This window comes from Xanthomonas arboricola pv. juglandis (genome assembly GCF_905367715.1).
GTDB classification, from domain to species: domain Bacteria; phylum Pseudomonadota; class Gammaproteobacteria; order Xanthomonadales; family Xanthomonadaceae; genus Xanthomonas; species Xanthomonas arboricola.
The window spans coordinates 1,392,246-1,416,790 of the sequence record NZ_HG999362.1; the positions used below are offsets into that span (position 1 = coordinate 1,392,246).

Here is a 24,545-nt window from a genome sequence, read left to right on the forward strand (position 1 = left end):
GGGGCCCTTGCCCGCCCACCGTCGCGGGACACGCCGCAAGTACGTCCCTGTAGGCGCTTACGCGGCATCCATGCCGCGTAAGGTCCCGCGACGGTGGGCGGGCAAGGACCTGTCGAGATGGCCGGTGTGTGTGTAGTTTTCGATAAGGCAACCGACTGACTTTCTGGTGAGGTGTTCTCGCCGCGCTCTTGACGCTGTGGGTTTGCTGCAGGGCCCTTGCCCGCCCACCCTCGCAGGACACGCCGCAAGTACGTCCATGTAGGCTCTTACGCGGCATCCATGCCGCGTAAGGTCCCGCGACGGTGGGCGGACAAGGACCAGTTGAGTTGGCCGGCGCGCATGGTTTTCAACAAAGCAGCCGGCAACTGTCTTGTGCGGTGTCCTCGCCGCTTGCGGGACCGTGTGGTGGCATGGATGCCGCCATCTAGCCCCCACGAACGGGTTTACGGCATAGCCCGCGAGCGGTGAGGGCGCCGCGCCTTCGACCGATGCATTCCAGGGCGCTCAACGAGTTGCTTGAGTGGAGCGCCGCAGGACTCGCCGTCAACACTGACACCGGCTGTATGCGGCACGCGGTAGGCTGGCGCATTGTCGAATGTCGGTGTGTCACTCATGTCCAGCGCAGCGTCGTCTTCCTCCGGCCTGGTGCGCGTGCGCGGTGCGCGCGAGCACAACCTCAAGAACGTGGACGTGGACATCCCGCGTGATGCGCTGGTGGTGTTCACCGGGGTGTCCGGCTCGGGCAAGTCGTCGCTGGCGTTCGGTACCGTGTTTGCCGAAGCGCAGCGGCGTTACCTGGATTCGATCTCGCCGTATGCGCGGCGCCTGATCGACCAGGTCGGCGTGCCGGAAGTGGATTCCATCGAAGGCCTGCCGCCGGCGGTGGCCTTGCAGCAGGCGCGCGGCGCGCCGAGTGCGCGCTCGTCGGTGGGCAGCGTCACCACCATCTCCAATTCCCTGCGCATGCTGTATTCGCGTGCGGGCAGCTATCCGCCGGGGCAGGACATCATCTACGCCGACGGCTTTTCGCCCAATACCCCGGCCGGTGCCTGCCCCACCTGCCATGGCCTGGGGCGCATCTACGATGCGACCGAGGCGACCATGGTGCTGGATCCCACGCTGAGCATCCGCGATCGCGCGGTTGCCGCCTGGCCCGGTGCCTGGCATGGCCAGAACCAGCGCGACATCCTCACCACGCTGGGCCACGACGTCGATCTGCCGTGGCACAAGCTGCCGAAGAAGACCCGCGACTGGATCCTCTACACCGACGAGCAACCGGTGGTGCCGGTGTACGCCGGCTACAACCTGGACGAGACCAGGCGCGCGCTACGCCGCAAGGAGGAGCCCAGCTACATGGGCACCTTCACCAGCGCGCGGCGCTATGTGCTGCACACCTTTGCCACCACGCAGAGTGCGCAGATGAAAAAGCGCGTGGCGCAGTACCTGATCAGCACGCAGTGCCCGCAGTGCGACGGCAAGCGGCTGCGCCGCGAGGCGCTGTCGGTGACCTTCGCCGGCCTGGACATCGGCGAGCTGTCGCGGCGGCCGCTGGACGAGGTGGCCGACCTGCTGCGCCCGGCTGCGGAAGGTGCCGGTGGCAAGCGCAACGACAGGCGCAAGCAGGCCGATACGCATCCCGAGCAGGCGATTGCCGCGCAACGCATCGCCGCCGACCTGCGCGCGCGGATCGAGGTGGTGCAGGCGCTGGGCCTGGGCTATCTCAGCCTGGAGCGCAGCACGCCGACGCTGTCGCCGGGCGAGCTGCAACGGCTACGGCTGGCCACGCAGATTCGTTCGCAGTTGTTCGGCGTGGTGTATGTGATGGACGAGCCATCGGCGGGCCTGCACCCGGCCGATGCGCAGGCCTTGCTGGGCGCGCTGGATCAGCTCAAGGCCGCCGGCAATTCGGTATTCGTGGTCGAACACGAGGTGGATGTGATCCGCCACGCCGACTGGATCGTCGACGTCGGCCCGGCTGCCGGCGTGAACGGCGGGCAGGTGCTGTACAGCGGCCCGCCCGCGGGGCTGGAGCAAGTGGAGGCCTCGTCCACGCGCCGTTACCTGTTCGGCACCCCACCGCAGGTGCACAGCCATGCGCGTGCGGCCACCGGTTGGCTGCAGTTGCGCGGCATCACCCGCAACAATGTGCGCGAGCTGGATGTGGACCTGCCGCTGGGGGTGTTTACCACCGTGACCGGTGTGTCCGGCTCGGGCAAGTCGTCGCTGGTGAGCCAGGCATTGGTGGAACTGCTGGCCGCCCATCTCGGACAAACCCAGGCAGAGGAAGACGAAGCGCTGGACCCGCTGGAGCGCGGCACGCAGGTGCCGCTGGGTGGTGCGATCGTCGGCGGGCTCGACCAGGTGCGCCGCCTGGTGCGGGTGGACCAAAAACCGATCGGCCGCACGCCACGTTCGAACTTGGCCACCTACACCGGCCTGTTCGATCCGGTGCGCAAGTTGTTCGCCGCCACACCGGCCGCGCGCCGCCGCCGTTACGACCCGGGGCAGTTTTCGTTCAACGTCGCCAAGGGCCGCTGCGCCACCTGCGAGGGCGAGGGCTCGGTGCATGTGGAATTGCTGTTCATGCCCAGCGTGTACGCGCCATGCCCCAGCTGCCACGGCGCGCGCTACAACGCCAAGACCCTGGAGATCGCGCTGCGGGGTCACAACATCGCGCAGGTGTTGGCGATGACGGTGGACCAGGCCGCCAGCTTCTTTGCCGACGACGCCAGCGTGCTGCGCCCGTTGCAGGTGTTGCGCGAAGTGGGGCTGGGCTATCTGCGGCTCGGCCAGCCGGCCACCGAGCTGTCCGGCGGCGAGGCGCAGCGCATCAAGCTGGCCACCGAGCTGCAACGTGCGCAGCGGCGCGACACCGTGTACGTGCTCGACGAGCCGACCACCGGCCTGCATCCGGCCGACGTGGATACCTTGATGCGTCAGCTGCAAGGCCTGGTGGAGGCCGGCAATACGGTGATCGTGGTCGAGCACGACATGCGCGTGGCCGCCAGCAGCGACTGGGTGCTGGACATGGGCCCGGGCGCAGGCGGTGCGGGTGGCGCTGTCGTGGCGGCAGGTGCACCGGAGGCGGTTGCGCGGCAGCGTGGCAGCCGCACTGCGCCGTTCCTTGCAGAGGTGTTGCGCGGGAACTAAGCGTGGCTGACAACCCTTTCGAAGGTTGTAGCGATTGCGTCAACGTGTTGCCCAGACGCGCCTTCGATGACGAGTGAATCGATGTCGGCATGGCAGCGAGTTGCTCGCGTCGAAGAACGCTAATCAGACCGCACTGCGTCTCCATCGCATCGCATTGCAGGGCACGGCACGGCATCACTGCCCCTAACCATGCACACCGACCAACTCGACGGGTCCTTGCCCGCCCACCGTCGCGGGACCTTACGCGGCATGGATGCCGCGTAAGAGCCTACAGGGACGTACTTGCGGCGTGTCCTGCGATGGTGGGCGGGCAAGGACCCCGCAGCAAACCCGCAGATCGTCCGCTGTAAACCGAGGCAGACGCACCGTCCAATCTTTCAAGACCCAGTCCCCTCTCAAGGCGACCGAGAGCGTGAGCGTCAGCGCAATGGGGATGTGTTCCCGAGCCAACCTGGGCGCGATGCCCTCTGCGTGAGCGGGATACGCCCCATATCCATCCCCTGAGCTGAGCCATTCCGATTGCGGCTGGTGCTCAGCCCATCAATTCAAAACTCGCAGACACGCCCTCGGCCTCTGCAGAGGGCGCCACCCAGAGATCGAATACGCCAGGCTCTACCGTCGGCTTCAATGCCTGGCCGATAAACAGCAGGTCCTCACGGCGCAGCACGAACTCCACCACCGCGCTGCCGCCCGCCGGTACCGCCAGCTTGCGAAAGTCCTTCAGCTCGCGCACCGGGCGGGTGATGCTGGCGCTGCGGTCGCGGATGTAGAGCTGCGCCACTTCCTCGGCATCGCGCGTGCCGTGGTTGTCGATGCGCGCGCTGATGCGCAGGCTGCCGGTCGCCGCCATGCGTGCATCGCTCAAGCGCAGCTCGCCATATTCGATGCGGCCATAGGTCAGGCCGTGTCCGAACGGAAACAACGCGGCATTGGGCGCGGTGCGGTAGCGGGTCTTGAACGGTTGCAAGGCATCCGGGCGCGGGTCGGCACGGCCGCTGGGCTTGTGTGCATAGCTATAGGGCACCTGCCCGGCGGTGTGCGGAAAACTCACCGGCAGGCGCCCGGACGGACCGTGCGCGCCGAACAGGATGTCCGCCAGCGCGGCGCCCGATGCCGAGCCCAGGAACCAGCCGACCAGGATCGCCGGCGCCTTGAGCACCGGGCCATCGATCACCAGCGCACGGCCGTTGCTGAGCACCACCACCACCGGGGTGCCGGTGGCTGCCACCGCAGCCAGCAGCGCTTGCTGCACGGCGGGGATGACGATCTCGCTGCGCGACTGCGCTTCGCCGGAGTAGCGCATCGGCTCGCCGATCGCCAGCACCGCCACATCCGCGGACGCCGCTGCGGTGACGGCCGCCTGCACGCCGCCGGGCAGGCCATGTTCGAAGTCGCAGCCTTCCACCACCTGCAGGCTATCCGGGTTGCCCAGTCGCGCGCGCACGGCGGTGGCCAGGTCGTTGCCGCTGTCGTCGCCGCCGAACAGCGTCCATGGGCCGGCGCTGTCGGTCCAGTTGCGTGCCATCGGCCCGATCAGCGCGATGCGTTGCCCCTGCGTCTTCAGTGGCAGCAGCTCGCCATCGTTCTTGAGCAGCACGATGGATTTGCGCGCCGTCTCGCGCGCCAGTGCCAGGCTGTCCGGGCGCCGCTGCCGCGCCTGCGCGCGTGCCGGCATGATGCGCAGGAACGGATTGTCGAACAATCCAAGCTCGGCCTTGAACTGCAGCACGCGCCGCACCGAGGCATCCAGCTGCGCCATCGTCACCTCGCCGGCGGCCACCAGCGCCGGCAGATGCTGCAGGTACAGCCCGCTCTGCATGCTGATGTCCACACCGGCCAGGAACGCCAGCCTGGTCGCCTCGCGCGCATCGCTGGCAAACCCGTGCCCGATCAATTCCAGATCGCCGGTGTAGTCGGACACCACCAGGCCACGGTAGTCCCACTCGCCGCGCAATACCTCGCCCAGCAACCAGCGATTGGCGGTGGCAGGGATGCCGGCGATCTCGTTGAAGGCCACCATCGTGGTCACTGCGCCGGCGTCGAAGGCAGCCTGGAACGGTGGGAAATAGACTTCGCGCAGGCTGCGCTCGGAGATGTCGACGGTGTTGTAGTCCAGCCCCGCCTCGGCGGCGCCATAGGCCGCGAAATGCTTGGGACAGGCCGCAAGTGCATCGGCATGATCCAGGCCCTCGCCCTGGAAGCCGCGCACGCGGGCCTGCGCAAAACGCCGGCCGAGCAGCACGTCTTCGCCGCTGCCTTCCACGCCGCGCCCCCAGCGCGCATCGCGCGCGATATCCACCATCGGCGCGAAGGTCCAGTCGATGCCGACCGCACTGGCCTCCAGTGCGGCCGCCCGCGCGGTGCGTTGCGCCAGCGCCGGCTCGAAGCTGGCGGCCTCGGCCAGCGGCACCGGAAACACCGTGGTGAACCCGTGGATCACATCGGCGGCAAACAGCAGCGGAATCTGCAGGCGGCTCTGCAGCGCGGCCTGCTGCAGTTGCTGATGCCACAGCACATTGGAACCATTGAAGATGCCGCCCACCCGCCCGGCACGCGCGGCGGCAAGCTGGCCCTCGGCCGTGGGCACGGTATTGATCGGATTGGCCGCTGCGGCCGCATCGGTCTGCTGCGCCGAACCGGACAGCGTCAGCTGGCCGGCTTTTTCCTCCACGCTCATGCGCGCGATCAACGCATCGATAAAGGCCGGCGCCGCAGCCGCGCGACGCGGCAGCGCAACTCCCACCGGCACTTGTGCCAACACTGCTGCCGAAGCGGTGCCCAGCAGCAACCCGCGACGCGTGATCCCTTTCCGCATGCCCGCCATCCCCGTCTGTCCAGGCCAGACGCTAACGGATCGCCAGCGAAAAGCCGTGATGCGCTGCACGATGGGTGCCGGGCGGGCGGTCTCGGCAACGACGGCGACAGCACAGCGCCTTCACCGTTTCCGCACTAGCGTGCGCCATCGATCAACGGCGGTCAGGACACACGATGCTGGACGTGGAAACACGCGTGCGCTTTTACGAAATGATGCACCTGGACATGCCGTGGTGGGAGTTCGTGCTGCGTGCGGTAGCGGTCTATACCGTGGTCCTGCTGCTGACGCGCATGACCGGCAAGCGCGCGCTGGGCCAATCCACGCCGTTCGACGTGCTGCTCATCGTGCTGCTGGGAACCGCGGTGCAGAACTCGTTGATCGGCAAGGACGTCTCGCTGCTGGGCGGCATGATCCTGGCGGCCACCTTGCTGGTGTTGAACTGGCTGGTGGGCATGGCCACCGCGCGCAGCCGGCGGATCGATACCTGGGTGCAGGGCACCCCGGCGCTGCTGGCGCGTGGCGGTGAGATCTACTGGAAGGAACTGGTCCGCCACAACGTCAGCTACGCCGATTTCGAAGTGGCAAAACGCAAGGCCGATTGCCGCGACGATGCCGATATCGACATGGCGATCCTGGAGACCTCCGGGGAGATCAGCATCCTGAAAAAGCGCTAGCGCGCCGGCAGGCCGGCGTGCATGCCGGCGGTGCCGCCGCACCACCGCGGCAGCCAGCCTGGCGCATGCGCGCCGTGGCGTGGCGACCGGCGGCTCAGCGGGCCTTGCAGAACAACGACAGGTCCACCGATTCGGCCATGCGCTGGTAACCGGCATCGTTGGGATGCAGGAAGTCGCGGGTCAGCGCGGCGGGTAGCCACTCCGGCCTGGCCGGGTCGCGCAGCGCGGCGTCGAAGTCGATCACCGCATCGAATGCCTGCCCGTCGCGGATGAAGCCGTTGAGCGTCTGGCGCGTGGCCGCCGCCACCGGTTCGTAGCGGTCGGAGTTGCCGAACGGGGTCAGCGTGGCGCCGATCACGGCGATGCCGTGTTGCTGCAGCCGGGTCACGATCTGGCGATATCCCAGCACCATGTCGGCGGCATTGCGGCCGGCAATCGCATCCGGCGGACCGCTGTGGCGGATGTCGTTGATGCCTTCGAACAGGATCACCTGGTCCACGCCGGGCAGTGCCAGCACGTCGCGATCCAGCCGCGCCAGCGCGCTGGGGCTGCGGCCGTCGTCGAGCAGCTTGTTGCCGCTGATGCCGGCGTTGAGCACCACCACGCTGCCGGGGCAGCGCTGCTCCAGCCGCCTGGCCAGCAGGGCCGGCCAATCGCCATTGGTGCCGCGTGTGGCGGTGGCGCCTTCGGTGATCGAATCGCCCAGCGCCACCACCACCGTCTGGCGTGGATGCGGTGGTTGCACGTAAAGGGCGGAGATGACGTTCTGGCGATACGCCAACGCCTTGCTGTCCGGCACCTCGGCCTGGCCCTTGACCACCCGCACCGCCGTGCGGCGTACCGCCGGGCGCGCCGGCGTGGGGAAATACAGGCTGACCGCCACCTCGCCCAATGCCGGTGCACGCAGCGGCACCGGGTCGCTGAGCAGCACGCCACCGGGCGGCACGGTCACGCTGGCGCGCCCGTCAAAGCGCAGCGGTTGCGCACCGCCGCCGCCGCCGAGCAGGCGCGCGGTGCCCGCAGCGATGGTCAGCGGTGCGGTGCCCAGCTCGTTGCTGATGCGCACGCGCAGGGCCACTGCCGCGCTGCCCAGGCGCATGTCCTGGCGCACCGTTTCATCGGCAAATTGCAGCGGCGTGTCGGCACCGCCGTCGAGCCGGTCCGGGGTTGCCGAAGCGATCCAGGCCGGCACCCAGCGTGGCGCGGGGTGCGCCGTGGCTGGGCCTGCCAGCACCACACTCAGTGTCGCAGTCATCATCCATCGCCAGCGCATGCGCAGGACTCCTTTGTCGGTCAGGAAAAGAACACGCCGCCGTTGACGTCCAGGTTGGCGCCATTGATGAAGCTGGCCGCATCCGAGGCCAGGTACAACGCCGCATCGGCGGCTTCCTCCGGGCGGCCTTCGCGCCGCAGCGGGGTGGCATTGGCGACGAAGGCACGCACTTCCGGCTTGGTGAAGTCGTCGTGGAAGCGGGTGGAGATCATGCCGCAGCACAATGCGTTGACGCGGATGCCGCGCGGGCCCAGTTCCTTGGCCATCGCGCGCGAGAAGGTCATCACCGCCGCCTTGGCGGTGGCGTAGATGGCCGCGCCCGGCCCGCCGCCATCGCGCCCGGCAAGCGAGGCGAAATTGACGATCGCGCCGCCTTCGCGCATATGCGGCGCCACCGCCTGGGTGGTCAGGTAGACCGATTTGAGGTTGAGGTCCATCACCTGATGGAAGAAGGCCTCGTCGATGTCGGCCAGTGGCTTGCGCGCCAGCATGCCGCCGGCCACGTTGATCAGCACGTCGATGTGCTGGCCGAAGGCGGTGCGCGTGGCGGTCAGCAGGCCGGCCACGGCGGTGGCATCGGTGACGTCGGCACGGTGCAGGATGCCCTGGCCGCCGGCGGCCTGCAGCTGTGCCAGGGTGTCGCGCGCGCTGGCGTCGTCGTTGGCGTAGTTGATGCAGACCTTGGCGCCGGCCGCGGCCAGCTTGAGCGAGATGGCGCGGCCGATATCGCGGCCACCGCCGGTGACGATGGCGACCTTGTCGTGGAAGTGCATGCGGGTGTGTCCTGTTGGTGTGGGGAAAGCGGGGTAGGCAGCGGGCACGCTCAGGTGCCCGCTGCGTCGAGTCGGTGGATGCGGCCGGTGACCAGCCACAGCGCGGCCAGCGAGGCCGGCACCAGCGCGGCGACCAGAATGAACATCGGTGCGTACGAGGTTGCGGTCATCACCGGGACCAGCCAGGTGGTGATCAAGGTGCCGGCCACCGCGGCCATGCCGCCGATGCCGGCCAGCGAGCCGACCGATTTGCCGGCGAACAGGTCGCCGGGCAGGGTCTGGATATTGCCGATGGCGATCTGGAAGCCGAACAGCACGGCGGCAATCGTCAGCACCGCCATGCGCGGGTCAGCGGCCTGCACGGCGCCCAGCAGCGCCGGCGCCATGATGGCCCCGCCCAGGGTGATGGTCCATTTGCGCGCTCGGTCCACGCTCCAGCCGGCCGCGATCAGGCGCCCGGACAGCCAGCCGCCGCACAGGCTGCCCAGCATCGCACCGACGAACGGCACCCAGGCGAATGCGCCGATCTGCTTGATGTCGAAGTGGAAGGTCTCGGCCAGGTAGATCGGCAGCCACGACACGAACAGCCACCAGATCGGGTCCAGGAAGAACCGCGCCAGCACGATCCCCCAGCTTTGCCGGTGCGACATCAGCTGGCGCAGCGTGGGCAGGTAGGCCGGCGGCGGCGCGCTGCCGGCGTCGGGCGCATCCAGGATCAACGCACGCTCGGCCGCGTCGACCCAGGGATGCCGGTCCGGCCCGGCGCGGTAGATCACCAGCCATGGCAGCAACCACAGCATGCCCAGTACGCCGATCAGCACGAACGTGCCCTTCCAGCCGAACGACAGGAACAGCAGCGCGATCAGCGGTGCCGAGACGATCGCGCCGATGGAGGCGCCGGCATTGAAGATGCCCTGCGCCAACGCACGCTCGCGCGCGGGAAACCATTCCGCATTGGCCTTGACCGCGCCCGGCCAGGCGCCGGCTTCGCTGATGCCCAGCAGCGCGCGCACCACCGAGAACGCCGTGATGGAATGGGTGAGGGCATGCAGCGCGATGGAGAGCGACCACACCGCGATGGACAGGGCAAAGCCGAGCCGGGTGCCGATGATGTCGAACAGCCGCCCGAACACGAACTGCCCGGCGGCATAGAACAGCATGAAGATGGTGACCAGCAGCGCGTAGTCTTCCTTGGTGGCACCGATGTCGCGCGAGATCGCCGGCCACATCACCGCCAGCGCGTTGCGGTCGATGTAGTTGATCACCGTGGCCACCGCGATCAGCGCCACGATCAGCCAGCGCACCGCCGAGCGCTTGCCTGCGGGGCGCGTGCGGGCGGTGCTCATTGCGCACCTGCAGTGCGATCGAAGCGCGCGTAGCCGCCGCGCCAGTTGTAGCGCTGACCGGCGGCCTGCACCTGGTGGCTGCGTTGTGCATCGGCGTCGTCGGCCACCGCCAGCGCGATGCGCTGGCCGCCGACCAGGGTGAGCACGATCACCTCGGCATCGTCGCCGCGCACGCGCTCGATGGCGCGGATGCGGCTGTTGGCGCCGCGCACGTATTCGGCGGTGCCGTTGTATTCGCCATGCGGTTCCAGCACGCCGAAGAAGCTGACATCGGCCTGCCCATCGACGCGCTGGATCAGCGCCGGTTCGCGGCGCAGGTTGAAGTTCGGGTCGTTGGCTCCGCTCTCCACCAGCAGGGCACGCGCCGGCGCGCTGCTGCCGAAGCGGTAGCTGTAGAAGCGGCCGGCGAGCAGCCAGCTCAGGCTGCGCGTGTCGGTGCTCGCATCGCTGGAGGCGTCCACCCACAGGTGCTGATAGCCGTTGGCCTTGCCCAGCACCGGACGTTGCGTCAGTGCGCGCTCTGCCTTGAAGCCGACCTGCATGATCTGCCCGTTGAAGTGCAGCGGCAGGTCGTAACGTGCCGGAGCACTGGCGTTGACGCGCAGCAGGTCGACCACCACCGGCAGGCGCAGCTGCGGGTGCGACAGCAGCGCCTGGGTGCGGGTGAAGCTGACCCCGTCGTAGGCCTGCTGCATGCGCGCCGACACGATCTGGGTGTCGGCAGTGCTGGCGAACAGCAGCTGCGTCGGCGCGTGTTGCTCGCCCACCTTCCAGTCGCCGTTGAAGTGGCTGGTCTCGTTCACCACCAGCGTGTTGTGCGCAACGGTCTGCTTGGCCCAGCTGGTGTTTTCCGGCAGATAGATGCCGCCGGCCTTGGCTTCCACATTCAGGAAACGCGCCGCGCCGTAGTCGGTGACCACGCGCTGGCCGTTGTCGTAGAACAGCCAGTTCAACTTGTCGAAGTGGCCGTGGCCCATGCCTTGCGAGGTGTTCTTCATCACCAGCGTCTGGCCGTCTTCGCCGCCGCTGCGCAGGATCGCCAGCGCGCCCTGGTCGCCCTGTGCGCCATCGCGCAGCAACACGCTGCCGAAGGCGAACGGTTGGGCGCGGCCTTGCGCGAGCGCGGTGGCCACGGCCAGGCCTTCGGGGGTGAGCAGCACGCGGCGCTGGCGTTGCGCGATGGACAGCAGCTGCGCGTCGTGGGTCTGCGCGTAGGCGATGCCGATGCCGGCCACCAGTTCTTCGGTGTCCAGGCCCTTGTCGAGGATGGCGTCGTTGATCGGGAAGAAATAACCGCCGTAGCTGCTCTGCACCAGGCTATTTACGGCCTTGAGCAGCACGCCGTCGCGGCGCTGGAAGATGTGCTGCTGCGGCTGGTTGCGCTCGATCGCGTTGGCGAACAGCACGAACGGCGCCAGGGCATAGCGTTGGTAGTACGGGCCTTCGGCGTAGTAGCCGTCCGGCGAGAACAACTGGTCCACCTGCGCCAGGAAGCCGGCCTTGCCATCGCGCCTGCTGCCGCGCAGTGCCTTGTCCACCAGCGCCTGATCGCGCAGCACATAACCGGTCATGCCGACCGCGGCCACTGCCCAGGTGGCGTGGTTGTGGATCTTGTCGAAGTTGTCGGCGCTTTCGTCGCACAGGAAGTGCGCCATGCGCGCGAACACGTCGCGGTCGATGGTGGCGCGGTCCTGCGCGCTGAGCGTGTCGCGGATGGCGTCGTAGCCCTGGCTTGCGTAGACCAGCCACACCGAGTCGTTCAAGGACTGCCAGAACAGCCGCCCCGGCACCTGGCCGCGCCCGGCCGGGTGTGCGCCCAGCGTGGGATACAGGCGCGCGTAGGCCAGCAGCACGTCGCGCACATAGTCGGCATAGGCGCGATCGCCGGTGAGCCGGTACAGCGCGCCGGCGGCCTGGATGGCTTGGTAGTTGCGTTTGTGCTGCTCGTGGCTGGCGCCGCCGCCGGGATCGCTGGGCACCGGCACGTCCACCCCGGCGCGTATCGCCGCGCGCACGCTGGCTTCTGCGCGTGCCTGTTCGCGGGTGAACACCGGCAGCCTGGCGCCAGCGCTGGCCATCTCGCGCCATTGCTGGGCGGTGACCAGCACCGGCGCGGCGTCGGTGGCGCGCGGTTGCGGCTGCGCTGCTTGTTCGGCCGCGGGTAACGGGGCGGCGCTGCAGGGCAGGGTGCTGCCGGCGCCGACCAGGACCAGCAGCAACAGGCGGGTGGAACGGGTCATAGCAGGGGCTCCGCTGCGTCGGCGTGCAAGGCCGGGGTGCCGACGAACTGATTGCCGCTGGCGATGAGGTGGGGTGTGCCGGTGGTGTGCTGCGCCAGGATCGCGGCGCTGTCGGCGAAGCGGTTATTGCGCAGCGCAATGCGCTGCACGCCGTGCAGGCGCAGCGACGCACCCGCGTTGCGGCCGACCTGCGTGAAGTGCGAGTCGCTCACCTGCAGCACCGGGCCGAAGGTGCTTTCGTCGCGGCCGCCGCGATACAGGTCCAGCACCGGCCCGGCGACGCGGTGGAACTGCGACTGCTGCACGGTCACCTGTTCGACGTTGTAGGTGCCGCGGTCGTCGGTCTCGGCGTGTGCGGACAGCACGCTGCCGGAGACGTCCTCGACCAGCAGCCGGTCCAGCAGGATATGGTCGGCCAGGCTGCCCTTGCCGAGTGCGATCACATCGAAGCCGGGTTGCGCGTGCAGATGATGCAGGTGCGTGTTGCGCAAGGTGAGCTGGTACTGCGCCACCGCTGTGCCGGAAGCGGTGCGGATCACCGCATTGCCCGGCTGCGCGGGTGCGGCGCGGCCATCGATCTCGAGCCGGGCCAGGCTGAGCGAGCCGCCGGGCGCGATCTGGAACAGCGCCGGCTGCGAAAAGCGGATGCGCGCGCGGCCGCGTTGCGGGCCTTCCAGCGTCAGCGGCCGGTCCACGTCGAGGATGTCATCGACCTGGTAGCGGCCTGCGTCCAGTTGCAGGCGATCGCCGGGGCCGGCCTGCGCCACGGCGTCGGTCAGGCTGGACTGCCCTGGCCTGACGCGGGTGCGGCGGCCGCTGTCGGTGACTGCCTGCGCTGCCTGCTTGGGGTACCAGCTCACGCCCACCTGTGTGCGCGCGATGTAGCTCAGCGCCGGGTCGGCGCCGACGCCAGTGGCGTTGTCGGCGACCAGCAAGCCGGTGCTGGCGCGGGTCATCGTCACCTGGCGGCTGTTGACGCCGCCGGGCAGGCGGGTGGAGGCCAGCGGGCTTTGCAGGTTGCTGGTGAAGGCAATACCGGAGAGGTCGCCCAGCACGCGCACCGGGTCGCTGACGGCGACGATCAGGTTGCCGGCAAAGCGGCTGTTGATCGGCGCGGCGGTGCGCTCGGCATCCATGCCGGCACCGAAGTACAGCTGGTTGACGGTCACGAAGGTGTTGCGCTCGATGCGGGCCTGATCCACCTGCACGTAGCGGTTGGCAGGCGAGTTGGGCACCCCGTACATGATGCTCAGCGCCGACGAATAGCCATCGCCGGCCAGGTTTTCCAGGTAGTTGTGGCGCACGGTCTGCTTGCGGTTGATCACGCGGATGCCGCCGGTGTTGGCCTTGCCGTCGCCGAAGAACACATTGCGCTCGACCAGGTTGCCATCGCCATGCCGCAGCACCAGCGCGCCGCGCGATTGCTTGAACACATTGCCACGGTAGGTGTTGCCGCCGGACTTGTTGGAGACCACCTCCACCTCGCCGTCGCAGCCCTCGAACCAGTTGTTGTCCACCACCGAGTTGGAGGCGCTGTCGGCATCGCTGCTGGTGCCGATGCGTAGCGTCTCGCCGCCATTGGCGCCCAGGTTGGGGCGTGGCCCGAACCAGTTGTGATCGATGCGATGACGATTGTCCAGGCCCTGGGTGGCGTCGCGCACCACCACCAGGGTGGGGCCGGCATTGGTCTTGCCGACCAGCTGGTTGTGGTCGAAGCGGTTGTCGCTGTCGTACAGCGCCACCCAGTTGTCCGAGTCGCTGCGGGTGGGCTTGCTGAAGCCATCCACCACCACCCCGGTGATGCGGCTGTGGCGCGCGCGCTCCTTGCTGGAGATGCGGTACGACAGCACCGCATCGCCCGGGCTATGGCCGTCGCGGAACACCAGGTCCGACACCACCAGGTAGGTGCCGGCCATGTGCAGGTCGGAGGTGCCGCTGATGATCACCTTGCCCGGCGTTTGCGCGGTGAGGGTGATCGGCTGCTCGGCAGTGCCTTGCCCGCGCAGCACGATGGCGAAATCCCGCCACTGCCCATCGGCCAGCACGATGCGATCGCCGGCACGCAGCGCGGCCGCCGCCACGGCGTACTCGCTCTGGTCGTGCACCAGGTACGAGGTGGCCTGGGCCGAGCCGACCCAGGCGGACGCGCACAGCAGCAACAGGCAGGCAAGGGAGACGGGGGATCGCATCGGGATGCTCCTGGACGCTGGCGCGTCGGTGGTGGCCGAGGGTAACAGTGCAAACTGGATCGTCAACCAAAACGATAGTCCAGTTGGTCTGTATTGAAGCCCGTGATTGGCTCAATGTCATGCTGCAATTGCACAAAAAAGACCACAGAACTGGCCTAGTCAGTTGGCTCGTTCGATAAATCGCAGAAATGATTGACTTGGCGGTTATCCGCGTAGAGTCTCCACCACGCTCGGTCTCGAGCATCCTTTGGGAGGAGGAATTGTGCGGTATCTGAAACTAGTCCAATCGCTTAGACCAATTATTCGAAATGCGCTAGCCCAGGCGCTGCTGGGTGCCGTTGCACTGACAAGCGCGCAGGCAGCCCTGGCTCAGCAGAGCGATGCTGCCCAGCAGGCACCGGAGCAAGCGCCCACCACGCTGGACCAGGTCAAGGTCACCGGCATCCGCAGCTCGATCCAGTCGTCCATCGACAGCAAGCGCGAGCAGACGGTGGTGGCCGACGTGCTGTCGGCCGAGGACATCGGCGACCTGCCGGCGCTGTCGATCGGCGAGGCGATAGAGACCATCACCGGTGCGGCCACGCATCGCGAAAAGGGCGGCGCGTCGGAGATCTCCATCCGTGGCCTGGGGCCGTTTCTGGGCTCGGCCACCTTCAACGGGCGCGAGGCCAGCAACGGCAGCGGCGACCGCTCGGTGAACTTCAACCAGTTCCCTTCCGAACTCATCAACACCGTGGCGATCTACAAGACCCAGCGCGCCGACTTCGTCGAAGGCGGCATCGCCGGCACGGTCAACATGCAGACCGTGCGGCCGCTGGAATTCGGCAAGCGCCGCGTGCAACTGGACGGGCGGGCGACCTATGCCGATGGCGACAGCAAGTTGCGCAACGCCGATGGCGTGGGCTGGCGCGGCACCGTCAGCTACCTGGACCAGTTCGATCTGCGCGGTGCCGGCAAGCTGGGGGTCTCGCTCGGCCTGCAGCGGCTGGAAGGCACCAACCCGGAAGAGGTGATGAGCAGCAGCTCCACCTGGACGGCCTGCAACGCCAACGAGGTGGTGGGCGCCAGCCGCAACTGCACCGCCGTGACCCCGGCGCAGGTGCAGGCGGGGACGCCGTATTACCTGGCGCCTGGCAGCCGCGTGTACCGCCAGATCAGCGAGCACGATCAACGCGACGCGGCCTTCGCCGCGCTGCAATGGCGGCCATTCGACGGCCTGGAGGTGGCCCTGGATTACCAGGATTCGCAGCGCACCGTGACCGAAGACCGCGCCGAGCTGAACTTCTCCGAGACCCTGCGCAACCTCAACAACCGCCAGGTGGGCGACAACGGCGCCTTGCTCGGCCATACCGGCAGCAGCACGGTGGAATCCTCCACCGACTACAAGGTGCGCGACGAGCAGTACCGCGGTGGCGGGCTACGCGTGGAATGGCGCCCGAACGCGGCCTGGATGCTGTCCACTGACCTGTCGTATTCGCGCACCGAGCGCAGCGAAATCGACCGCCTGATGCGGCTGCGCTCCAATGCCACCGACATCAACGGCAACCGCGTGCCCGGGATCAACGGGCAACGCGTGGACTACACCTACACCTATGCCGGCGATGTGCCGGGGATCGTGGTCGATCCCGCGTTCGACCTGAACAACCCGGACAATTTCAGTGCCGCTGCGCGCGCGCGCCGCGACGAGTTGCGCCGCGAGCACACCATCCGGGCCTGGCGCTTCGATGGCGCCTTCACCCCGGAAAGCGGGCTGCTCACCTCCATCAAGGGCGGCGTGCGCCTGTCCGAGGCGACCTACCGCGACCTGGACGACCGCGTCGAGCGCAATGTCACCGATCCGGCCACGATCCGCGCCGCCAACCTGGCCTGCCGGCAACCGTTCCCGCAGGAGGATTTCCTCTCCAGTGCCAGCGGCAACACCATCCAGCAGTGGGCCACCTTCGATAGCCGCTGTCTGTTCAGCGCCATCACCGGCGTGGACGACACCGGCCGCAATGCCGACCCGCGCGGCACCGCCGACTCCGACGTGGAAGAAAAGACCCGCGCGCTGTATGTGATGGGCGAATTCGCCAGCACGTTGTTCGGGCTGCCGCTGGACGGCAACCTGGGCGTGCGCTGGGTGCGCACCGACGTCAGCTCGGTGGGGTTGCGCGGCGAGCTGGACGTGGTCGACAACCCGGACGGCACCATCCAGCTGGTGGAAACCGGGCGCTTCGCCGCGCAGACGGTGCGCGCGTCCAACCGCGTGTTCCTGCCCAGCTTCAACGCCAACATCGGCCTTACCGAGCAGACCCAGCTGCGCTTTGGGCTGTACCGGGCCATGGCGCGCCCGGATCTGGTCGCACTGTCTGCCGGGCGCACCTTCATCCTGGAACCGGGGACCGAATTCACTACCGTCGGCGAGGCGATCGGCAGCATCACCGCCACCGGCAATCCGCGCACGCAGCCGCTGCTGTCGTCCAATGCGGACGTGTCGCTGGAGTGGTATCCCAATGCCGACTCCCTGCTCAGCGCCGCGGTGTACTACAAGCAGTTCACCGGTGGCGCGGTGCCCACGGTGGTGGACGAGCGCTTCGTCATCGACGGCACCGCGGTGGTGGTGCCGGTGGTGCAGGACGTCACCACCCGGCAAAAGAGCGATCTCACCGGGCTGGAGCTGACCGGCACCCATCGCTTCTCCTACCTGCCGGCGCCGTTCGACGGCCTGGGCGTCAAGCTGAGCTACAACTACGCCGATTCCAACTACAAGACCCAGGATCTGCGCCTGGGCGACCAGATCGACCCGGCAACCGGCCTGGTGAGCAGCGGCATCGTCGCGCCGGCCAATATCTTCGGCCTGTCGCGGCACGTGTTCTCCGGCCAGCTGTATTACGCCATCGGCGCGGTCGACCTGCAGGCCATCTACAAGTACCGCTCCGAGTATTTCCAGAAGTTCGTCGGCGCCCCGGCGCAGAACCGCTACGTACGCGACAGCGGCACCCTGGACCTGCGTGCCAGCTACCGCGTCAATGCGCAGCTGTCGGTGTCGCTGGAGGCTTCGAACCTGACCAACGAGCCGCGGATCTCCGACATGCCGGTGCCCGGCAGCTTCCGTGAGTACAACACTTACGGGCGACGTTATTATTTGGGGGTGCGCTACCGGTTCTAGCGTCGCCCACCTGTCCGGCACCCGTGTGCCGGGCCGATCACCCCGAGGGTTTGAGTCGCCGATGTCCGAAAACCGCCTGTACCACTCCGTTGCCGCCAAGATCCGCGCGCTGATCGACACGGGCGAATTCCCGGTCGGCTCGCGCCTGCCGGGCGAGCGCGAGTTGGCCGAGCGCTTCGGCGTCAGTCGCGTCACCGTGCGCGAGGCCGAGATCGCGCTGGAGGCGCAGGGCCGCATCGTGATCAAGATCGGCTCGGGCGTGTACGTCAAGCCACGCCTGGCCTCGGACGAGGGCGCGCTGCCGGATGTCAGCGCGTTCGAGCTGACTGCCGCGCGCGCGGTGATCGAGGCAGAGGCGGCCGCATTGGCCGCCAGCCACATCACCGATGCGGAGCTGGATGAATTGAACGGCATGATCCAGGCGCTGTCCGCACCGGGGCTCAGCGATGCGGCCGCTGCCGACTACGACCGCGCCTTCCATCTGGCGATCGCGCGGATTAGCGGCAACCCGGTGGTGGCGCACTGCGTGCAGCTGATCTGGCGCATGCGCAACGAATTGCCGCGCGTGCGCGAGGTATATGCGCGGGTCTGCCACGACGACGGCGCCACCCGTGTGGACGAACACACCGCCATCCTGCAGGCCCTGCAGCAACGCGACCCGGTGGCGGCACGCACGGCCATGCGCAACCATTTCCAGCGCCTGTTCGAATCGATGCTGGAAGCGACCGAGAACGATGCACTGGCGGAAATCCGCCGCCGCACCCAGCAGGACCGCGCGCATTTTCTGGCGGCCACGCGCACCTGAGTGCATGGGATGGATTGTTGGAGGCGCTGCGTCCACTGCCAGCGGCACTTTCGTGCCGCTGACGCTGGTTCCTCCGAAAGACAGATCCTCCAATCAGCTGGACGCGCCGTCTACGCTGGGTCGGCACTATCGACACGTGGCTGATCTGAGTGTCGCGCCAGCGGTCACCGCGGACGCTGCAGCGACAGCACGCTGCAGCGTCCGGCCTGAGGCAGATCGCTCTACCTGAGGGGCGTGGGTACCTGCGGTGCAGGCCTCAGTCCGCCATCACCTTGTCCGGCGTCATCGGGGTGCTGCGGATGCGTTTGCCGGTGGCATGGAAGATCGCATTGCAGATCGCCGCCGAAACACCGACCAGGCCGATTTCGCCCACGCCTTTCGCACCCAGGCTGCTGACGATGCGGTCGTCCTCGTCGGCGAAGATCACATCGATGTCGTGGATGTCGGCATTGGCCGAGACGTGATACATCGCAAAATCGTGATTCATGAAACGACCGAAGCGGTGATCGGACTGGGTGTGTTCGTGCAGCGCCTGGCCGATGCCCCAGACCACGCCGCCGACGATCTGGCTGCGCGCGGTGATCGGGTTGAGAATGCGCCCGGCTGCAACCGCGCTGACCACGCGGGTGACGCGGACCGTGCCAAGCTCTTCGTCCACCCGCACTTCCACAAACACCGCACCATGGGTGGCGCGGGTGTACTTGCGTTGCTTGAGCACATTGGGCAGCAGCAGGAACTTGTCTTCGATCTGTTCCAGTTCTGCTGCACGCAACAATTCGGTCAAGGCAATGGTGGTGCCGGCATCGGCGCGCAATGCCAGCGTGCCATCGGCAAACACCACCTCGTCCAGCTTGGCCTTGCCAAAGCGCGAATTCGGCAACGCCTGCGCCAGGCGCAGCAACCGTGCGCGCAGCTTCGCGCACACGCCATCCACTGCCGAGCCCACCGTGGTCACATGCGACGAGCCGCCTTCGATCGGTGCGACCGGCAGGGTCGAATCGCCGAGCTGGAAGGTGACCTGTTCCAGCGGCAGGCCCAGTGCTTCGGCCGCGATCATCGCCATCACCGTATAGGTCCCGGTGCCGATATCGCTGGCTGCGCTGCTCACCACCAGCCGACCGTCGGCGTGCAGCACCGCATGCGCGCGCGCAAACATCTGCATCGCATCCCATTGCCCGGTGGCCATGCCCCAGCCGACCCACTCGTTGCCTTCCTTGCGTGCGCGCGGCTGCAGCGGGCGCTTCGCCCAGCCGAAGCGTTCGGCACCTTGCTGGTAGCACGCGCGCAGCGCCTTGGTGGAGTAGGGCTTGTCGTCGGCCGGGTTGACCTCGGCATAGTTCTTCAGGCGCAGCGCCAGCGGGTCCATGCCCAGCTCATAGGACAGCTCGTCCATCGCCACTTCCAGCGCATGCACGCCGTGTGCGGCACCGGGTGCGCGCATGTCCATCGGGCTGAACTGGTCCAGGCTCACCAGGTTGTAGCCCAGATGCACGTTGTCGCAGGCATACAGCTGCCCGCTCCAGTTGACCACCACTTCGACGTAATCCTCGATGCGCGAGGTCTCGGCAATGGCCTCGTGCCAGATCGCGCGCAAGCTGCCGTCGCGGTCGGCGCCGAGCTTGAGCCGCTGCAATGTCTCCGGGCGATGGCCGAAGGTGAACATCTGTTGCCGCGTCAGCACCACGCGCACCGAGCGGTCCAGTAGGATCGAAGCCATCACTGCCAGCGGCAACTGATACTGCGGGCGCAGCCCGGAGCCGAAGGCACCGCCCACGTACGGATTGCGTACGGTGACCTTGCGCTTGCTCAGGCCGAACACATGCGAGACATACCAGCGGCTGTTCTGCGAGCCCTGGGTCTTGTCGTAGATGGTGAAGTGGCCATCGGCGTCGCGGATCACCGTGGAGGCAAACAGCTCCATCGGATTGTGGTGCTCCACGCCGCTGTAGTAGTCGGCCTGCACCTGGACAGCCGCATTGGCAAAGGCGGTGTCCGGCTCGCCCTTGTCCTTGGGCGGCGGCGAGAAACCGGCCTTCATGGCCTTTGGCTTGTGCGCACGGTCCAGGTTGGTCATCAGGTTGGTGTCGTGCGGGTCCTGCAGCAGTTCCACCTCCACCAGGTGGGCGGCGTGGCGCGCCGCTTCAAAAGTGTCGGCCACCACCAGGGCGATCGGCTGGCCGCTGTACAGGATCTTGTTGTCGTACAGGGGCCGGAACGGCGAACCGGCCGGTGCGGTCATGTCCTTGTAGAACACATCCATGCCGCGCATATGCGGGCGGTTTTCATGGGTAACGATCTCCAGCACGCCCGGCACCGCACGCGCGGCATCAAGATGGAAGGCGACGATCTCGCCCTTGGCGATGCTGCTGTTGACCACCACACCATAGGCCAGATCCGCCACCGGCCATTCGGCGGCATAACGTGCCTGGCCGGTGACCTTGGCACGCCCGTCGATGCGGGTGACGCCGGTGCCGGTGGGGCGATAGCCGGTGCCGCTGTCGGCAACCGGCGGACTCAGGTCGTTGTCAGGTACGTCGGTGCTGCGTGCGTTCATGGCGCTTCCTCCAGCGCGCTGGTTCGCCCGCGGTTGTCGATGGTGCCCTCGCGGGCGACGTCCAGGGCACGCACGATCGCGCGGCGTGCCAGCGGCAGCTTGAAGGCGTTGTTGCCTTGCGGTTGCGCACCCTGTAGCAAGGCATCGGCCAGGCTGCCGAAGCTCTCGGCCGTGGCCGGTTTGCCCACCAGCTGCGCTTCGGCGTCGGGGTTGCGCCAGGGCTTGTGCGCCACGCCGCCCAGGGCCACGCGCACCTCGCGGATGCTGCCGTCGTCGGCCAGGTCCAATGCCGCCGCCACCGACACCAGCGCGAACGCATACGACAGGCGCTCGCGGATCTTCAGGTAGGCGCTATGCGCGACGAAGCGCTGTGCATCGGGCAGGTCGATATGCACGATCAACTCGTCCGGGGCCAGGGTGCTGTCCAGCTCCGGATGCTCGCCGGGCAGGCGGTGGAACTGCGCGAACGGGATGTCGCGCTCGCCATTGGGGCCTTGCACATGCACCATCGCATCCAGCGCAGCCAGCGCGACGCACATGTCCGACGGGTGCGTGGCAATGCACTGCGCGCTGGCGCCGAGGATGGCGTTGTAGGTGGTGAGCCCGCCGATCGCCGAGCAGCCGGTGCCAGGTGCGCGCTTGTTGCACGGGGTGGCGTGGTCGTAGAAGTACAGGCAGCGGGTGCGCTGCAGCAGGTTGCCGCCGTTGCTGGCCATGTTGCGGATCTGTGGCGAGGCGCCGGCCAGGATCGCCGCGCTCAGCAAGGGGTACCGCGTCTCCACATCCGGGTGATAAGCGGTGTCGGCATTGCGTGCGAGCGCACCCAGGCGCAGGCCGCCTTCGGGGAGCGCACTGATGCTGTCCAGCGGCAGGCGATTGATATCGACCAGGCTGCCTGGCCGCATCAATTGCAGTTTCATCAGGTCGGTGAGATTGGTGCCGCCGGCGATCAGGCGCACCGGGGCTTCGGCGGGTACCGGGTGCGGGTCGCTGCCGCGCACCGACAGTGCAGTCAGCGCCGCATCGACGCTGTCCGCGCGCGTGTAGGTAAGCGGAATCATGCCGGCACCGTCCCTGGCGTCCACGGTGTGGCGGCGCTCTCGCTGCTGTCGCTGGGCTTGCCCATGACCTGCATCACCGCATCGGTGATCTGCGGGTAGGCACCACAGCGGCACAGATTGCCGCTCATCAACTCGCGCACCTGGTCGCGGTCGTGCGCCTTGCCTTCATTGATCAGGCCCACTGCCGAGCACAACTGCCCGGGCGTGCAATAGCCGCACTGGAAGGCATCGTTCTCGATGAAAGCGCGCTGCAGCGGATGCAGCTGTTCGCCCTCGGCCAGGCCTTCGACGGTGGTGATCTCGGCGCCGTCCTGCATGACCGCAAGCGTCAGGCAGCTATTGATGCGGCGCCCATCGACCAGCACCGTGCAGGCACCGCATTGGCCGTGGTCGCAACCTTTCTTGGTGCCGGTGAGGTCGAGCCGGTCGCGCAATAGATCGAGCAGGCTGACCCAGGCTTCGAGCTGCAATTGGTAAGGCTGGCCATTGATGCGCAGGTTGACCGGGTAGGTCGGCGCAGCAGTGGTGGTGGCCGGCGCCAGATGCGTGGCAGTGGCGGGTGTGGCATTCATGCGAACCCCGTGGCGATGGCTGAGAGGAGGATCCTCACCTTGATGCCTGCGTGGTCAAGGTGTGGTGTAGGTGAGTGAGGTCTCTTTCACGCGTGCGTGAAGCCTGAGCGTGGTCATGCGCGGAACATGGCGGCGTTGCTGCGCATGACATCGCTTGATCGCAGGCCGGTGCCATCGTCGGTGCGTCATCGTGGTGTCACCTGCATTGGCCAGGCTAGCCGGCCCAGCGCACAGGGGAGCGCGCCCGCATGAAAGCCAACGCCACCCGCGCCTGGACGCAGGTGTTCACCCAGCACGGATCGGTGCTGCGTGGCTTTTTCGTGCGTCGCGGCGCCAACGAGGATGCCGAAGACCTGGTGCAGGAAACCTATCTGCGGCTATTGCGTGCGCATCAGGATCAAGGCGAGGCGATCGCCAATCCCGAGGCGTATCTGTACACGGTGGCGCTGAACCTGGCGCGCGAGCAGGCCGCGCGACGCAAGCAGGCGCCACTGCGCATCGACGAGATGGAACAGTTTTCGCAGCTGCTGGCCGCAGGTGACGACGTGGAAGATGCTGCGCACCGGCAGCAGCGCCAGCAACGCCTGCAGGCCCTGCTGGCCACGTTGCCGGAGCGCACCTGCGCGGTATTGGTGATGCAGTACCGCGACGGGCTCAGTTACAAGCAGATCGCCGAGCGCATGGGGGTGTCTGCGCATATGGTCAAGAAGCATGTGGTGCGTGGCTTGTCGGCCTGCAGACGGGCGGTTGCCGACAGCGGGGACAGCTGGTGAGCAAGCCGGTGTTACCGAGCCGCAGCGTTGTCGGGGAAGCCGCGCACTGGCATGCGCTGCAACGCATGCAGGCGTTGGATGCGACGCAACAGGCCAGCTTTCTGCAATGGCTGACCGCATCGCCGTTGCATGTGCGCGAATACATGGCGGTGCTGCGTGTGGCCGGCGAGCTGGGCGATGCCATACGTGGCATGGACCTGGACGTGGATGCCCTGCTTGCTGCCGACCGGCGCAAGAGCGCCGATGCCGCGCCGCCCAACGTGATTGCGCTGCCGCTGCGGTCACGAGGGCAGCCAGCACAGCAATCAACTGCCCGGCCGCGCCGCAGCGAAGGCCAACCCAATGCACGCATGCGCAGCTGGCGCATGGGCCTGGCCGCGACGCTGTGCGGGGTGGCGATCCTGACCGGCTGGGCCTGGCCACGCACCCAGACCTACGCCACCGCGCACGGCGAGCAGCGCAGCGTGCAGTTGGCCGACCGCAGCGTGGTGCATTTGAACGGGCAAAGCAGCGTGCGTGCCACCATGACGCCGTGGAGCCGCAACCTGCAGCTGCTGCGTGGCCAGGCCAGCTTCGTGGTCGCAGCGGACCGGCGCCCGTTGCAGGTGCATGCAGGCCATCTGCGTGTCGAGGATATCGGCACCACCTTCGATATTGCCCTGTATCAACACCAGGCACGCATCGAGGTCGCCGAGGGCCGTGTCCATGTCTGGCGCGACGCGCGCGATGGGCAGCCGATGCTTGCCAACCTGGGGGCAGGGCAGAGCGCACGGATCGATGCGGCCACCGGCAAGATCGAACTGGCCAGCGAAGAGGTGGCCGCCATGCATGCCTGGCGGCAGCGGCGCATCGTGTTCCGCGACGCGCCGCTGGCCACGGTGGCCGAAGACTTCAATCGTCTCAACCGCACGCGTTTGTCGATCGACGATGCTGCCGCCGGTGCGCTGCGGCTCACCGGCAATCTGCGTGGTGACGATCTCGCCGCGCTGCGTGCCTTCCTGGATGGCCAGCCGAACCTGCGCGTGGTCAGCGCGCCGGGGATGCTGCGCGTGAGCAGCCGGCCTGCGCAGGGAACGGCGACGCGATAGCCACGGCGCTGCACGACGCCGTGATGCGTGCAGCGCGTGCGCATGCCGCATCGCGCGCGTGGCCCACATGCATTGATCCTGCGC

At 67.7% G+C, this 24,545-nt stretch carries 15 protein-coding genes; 6 read left to right on the plus strand and 9 right to left on the minus strand.

The features are described 5' to 3' along the window. The first annotated feature begins 612 nt into the window (after positions 1-612). Positions 613-3,150 (plus strand): excinuclease ABC subunit UvrA, encoded by a 2,538-nt coding sequence (locus KHN93_RS06020; RefSeq protein ID WP_212579267.1) that lies wholly within the window; start codon positions 613-615, stop codon positions 3,148-3,150. A gap of 532 nt (positions 3,151-3,682) precedes the next feature. Here the strand turns inward: KHN93_RS06020 and KHN93_RS06025 are convergent. Further along, positions 3,683-5,965: a glycoside hydrolase family 3 N-terminal domain-containing protein gene (locus KHN93_RS06025; RefSeq protein WP_212579268.1), complete on the minus strand. Its 2,283-nt coding sequence runs from the start codon at positions 5,963-5,965 to the stop codon at positions 3,683-3,685. 173 nt (positions 5,966-6,138) lie between these two features. Between KHN93_RS06025 and KHN93_RS06030 the strand changes: the two genes are divergently transcribed. Further along, entirely contained in the window at positions 6,139-6,639 is a 501-nt protein-coding gene (locus tag KHN93_RS06030) for a DUF421 domain-containing protein (RefSeq protein WP_016904665.1), read from the plus strand. 94 nt (positions 6,640-6,733) lie between these two features. Here KHN93_RS06030 and KHN93_RS06035 read toward each other — a convergent pair whose 3' ends face one another. The 5 genes from KHN93_RS06035 to KHN93_RS06055 are packed head-to-tail and all read right to left on the minus strand — an operon-like array spanning position 6,734 to position 14,460. Beyond that, positions 6,734-7,897: an SGNH/GDSL hydrolase family protein gene (locus tag KHN93_RS06035; RefSeq protein WP_212579604.1), complete on the minus strand. Its 1,164-nt coding sequence runs from the start codon at positions 7,895-7,897 to the stop codon at positions 6,734-6,736. Positions 7,898-7,932: 35 nt separating this feature from the next. Next, positions 7,933-8,685: an SDR family NAD(P)-dependent oxidoreductase gene (locus KHN93_RS06040; protein ID WP_024938633.1), complete on the minus strand. Its 753-nt coding sequence runs from the start codon at positions 8,683-8,685 to the stop codon at positions 7,933-7,935. 50 nt (positions 8,686-8,735) lie between these two features. Next, positions 8,736-10,031, minus strand: a complete 1,296-nt coding sequence (locus KHN93_RS06045) for an MFS transporter (protein ID WP_104543594.1) — start codon at positions 10,029-10,031, stop codon at positions 8,736-8,738. Next, entirely contained in the window at positions 10,028-12,271 is a 2,244-nt protein-coding gene (locus KHN93_RS06050) for an oligoalginate lyase (RefSeq protein ID WP_104543596.1), read from the minus strand. The genes KHN93_RS06045 and KHN93_RS06050 overlap by 4 nt, the downstream gene beginning before the upstream one ends. After that, positions 12,268-14,460 carry a polysaccharide lyase 6 family protein gene (locus KHN93_RS06055; protein WP_244812209.1) on the minus strand — a complete coding sequence of 731 codons (2,193 nt, stop codon included), beginning with the start codon at positions 14,458-14,460 and terminating at the stop codon, positions 12,268-12,270. The genes KHN93_RS06050 and KHN93_RS06055 overlap by 4 nt, the downstream gene beginning before the upstream one ends. Positions 14,461-14,731: 271 nt before the next feature. Here KHN93_RS06055 and KHN93_RS06060 point away from each other — a divergent pair, with 271 nt between their 5' ends. Both KHN93_RS06060 and KHN93_RS06065 read left to right on the plus strand, forming a co-directional pair. Continuing rightward, positions 14,732-17,608 carry a TonB-dependent receptor gene (locus KHN93_RS06060; RefSeq protein WP_212579605.1) on the plus strand — a complete coding sequence of 959 codons (2,877 nt, stop codon included), beginning with the start codon at positions 14,732-14,734 and terminating at the stop codon, positions 17,606-17,608. Positions 17,609-17,669: 61 nt separating this feature from the next. Then, a complete protein-coding gene (locus KHN93_RS06065) occupies positions 17,670-18,413 on the plus strand; it encodes a FadR/GntR family transcriptional regulator (RefSeq protein WP_024938638.1) in 744 nt (247 codons plus the stop codon). Between the two features lie 256 nt (positions 18,414-18,669). Here KHN93_RS06065 and KHN93_RS06070 read toward each other — a convergent pair whose 3' ends face one another. The 3 genes from KHN93_RS06070 to KHN93_RS06080 are packed head-to-tail and all read right to left on the minus strand — an operon-like array spanning position 18,670 to position 22,600. Continuing rightward, positions 18,670-20,967, minus strand: coding sequence for a xanthine dehydrogenase family protein molybdopterin-binding subunit (locus tag KHN93_RS06070; RefSeq protein WP_212579269.1), 2,298 nt, complete (start codon positions 20,965-20,967; stop codon positions 18,670-18,672). Next, positions 20,964-22,052 carry an FAD binding domain-containing protein gene (locus KHN93_RS06075; RefSeq protein WP_212579270.1) on the minus strand — a complete coding sequence of 363 codons (1,089 nt, stop codon included), beginning with the start codon at positions 22,050-22,052 and terminating at the stop codon, positions 20,964-20,966. Before KHN93_RS06075 ends, KHN93_RS06070 begins: the two co-directional genes overlap by 4 nt. Next, complete coding sequence (locus tag KHN93_RS06080) at positions 22,025-22,600, minus strand: (2Fe-2S)-binding protein (RefSeq protein ID WP_104543600.1); 576 nt, start codon at positions 22,598-22,600, stop codon at positions 22,025-22,027. The genes KHN93_RS06075 and KHN93_RS06080 overlap by 28 nt, the downstream gene beginning before the upstream one ends. Positions 22,601-22,848: 248 nt before the next feature. Between KHN93_RS06080 and KHN93_RS06085 the strand changes: the two genes are divergently transcribed. Together KHN93_RS06085 and KHN93_RS06090 are read left to right on the plus strand one after the other, a co-directional pair. Continuing rightward, positions 22,849-23,373, plus strand: a complete 525-nt coding sequence (locus tag KHN93_RS06085; RefSeq protein ID WP_024938642.1) for an RNA polymerase sigma factor — start codon at positions 22,849-22,851, stop codon at positions 23,371-23,373. 65 nt (positions 23,374-23,438) lie between these two features. Next, positions 23,439-24,461 carry a FecR family protein gene (locus tag KHN93_RS06090; protein WP_244812243.1) on the plus strand — a complete coding sequence of 341 codons (1,023 nt, stop codon included), beginning with the start codon at positions 23,439-23,441 and terminating at the stop codon, positions 24,459-24,461. Positions 24,462-24,545: the final 84 nt, after the last annotated feature.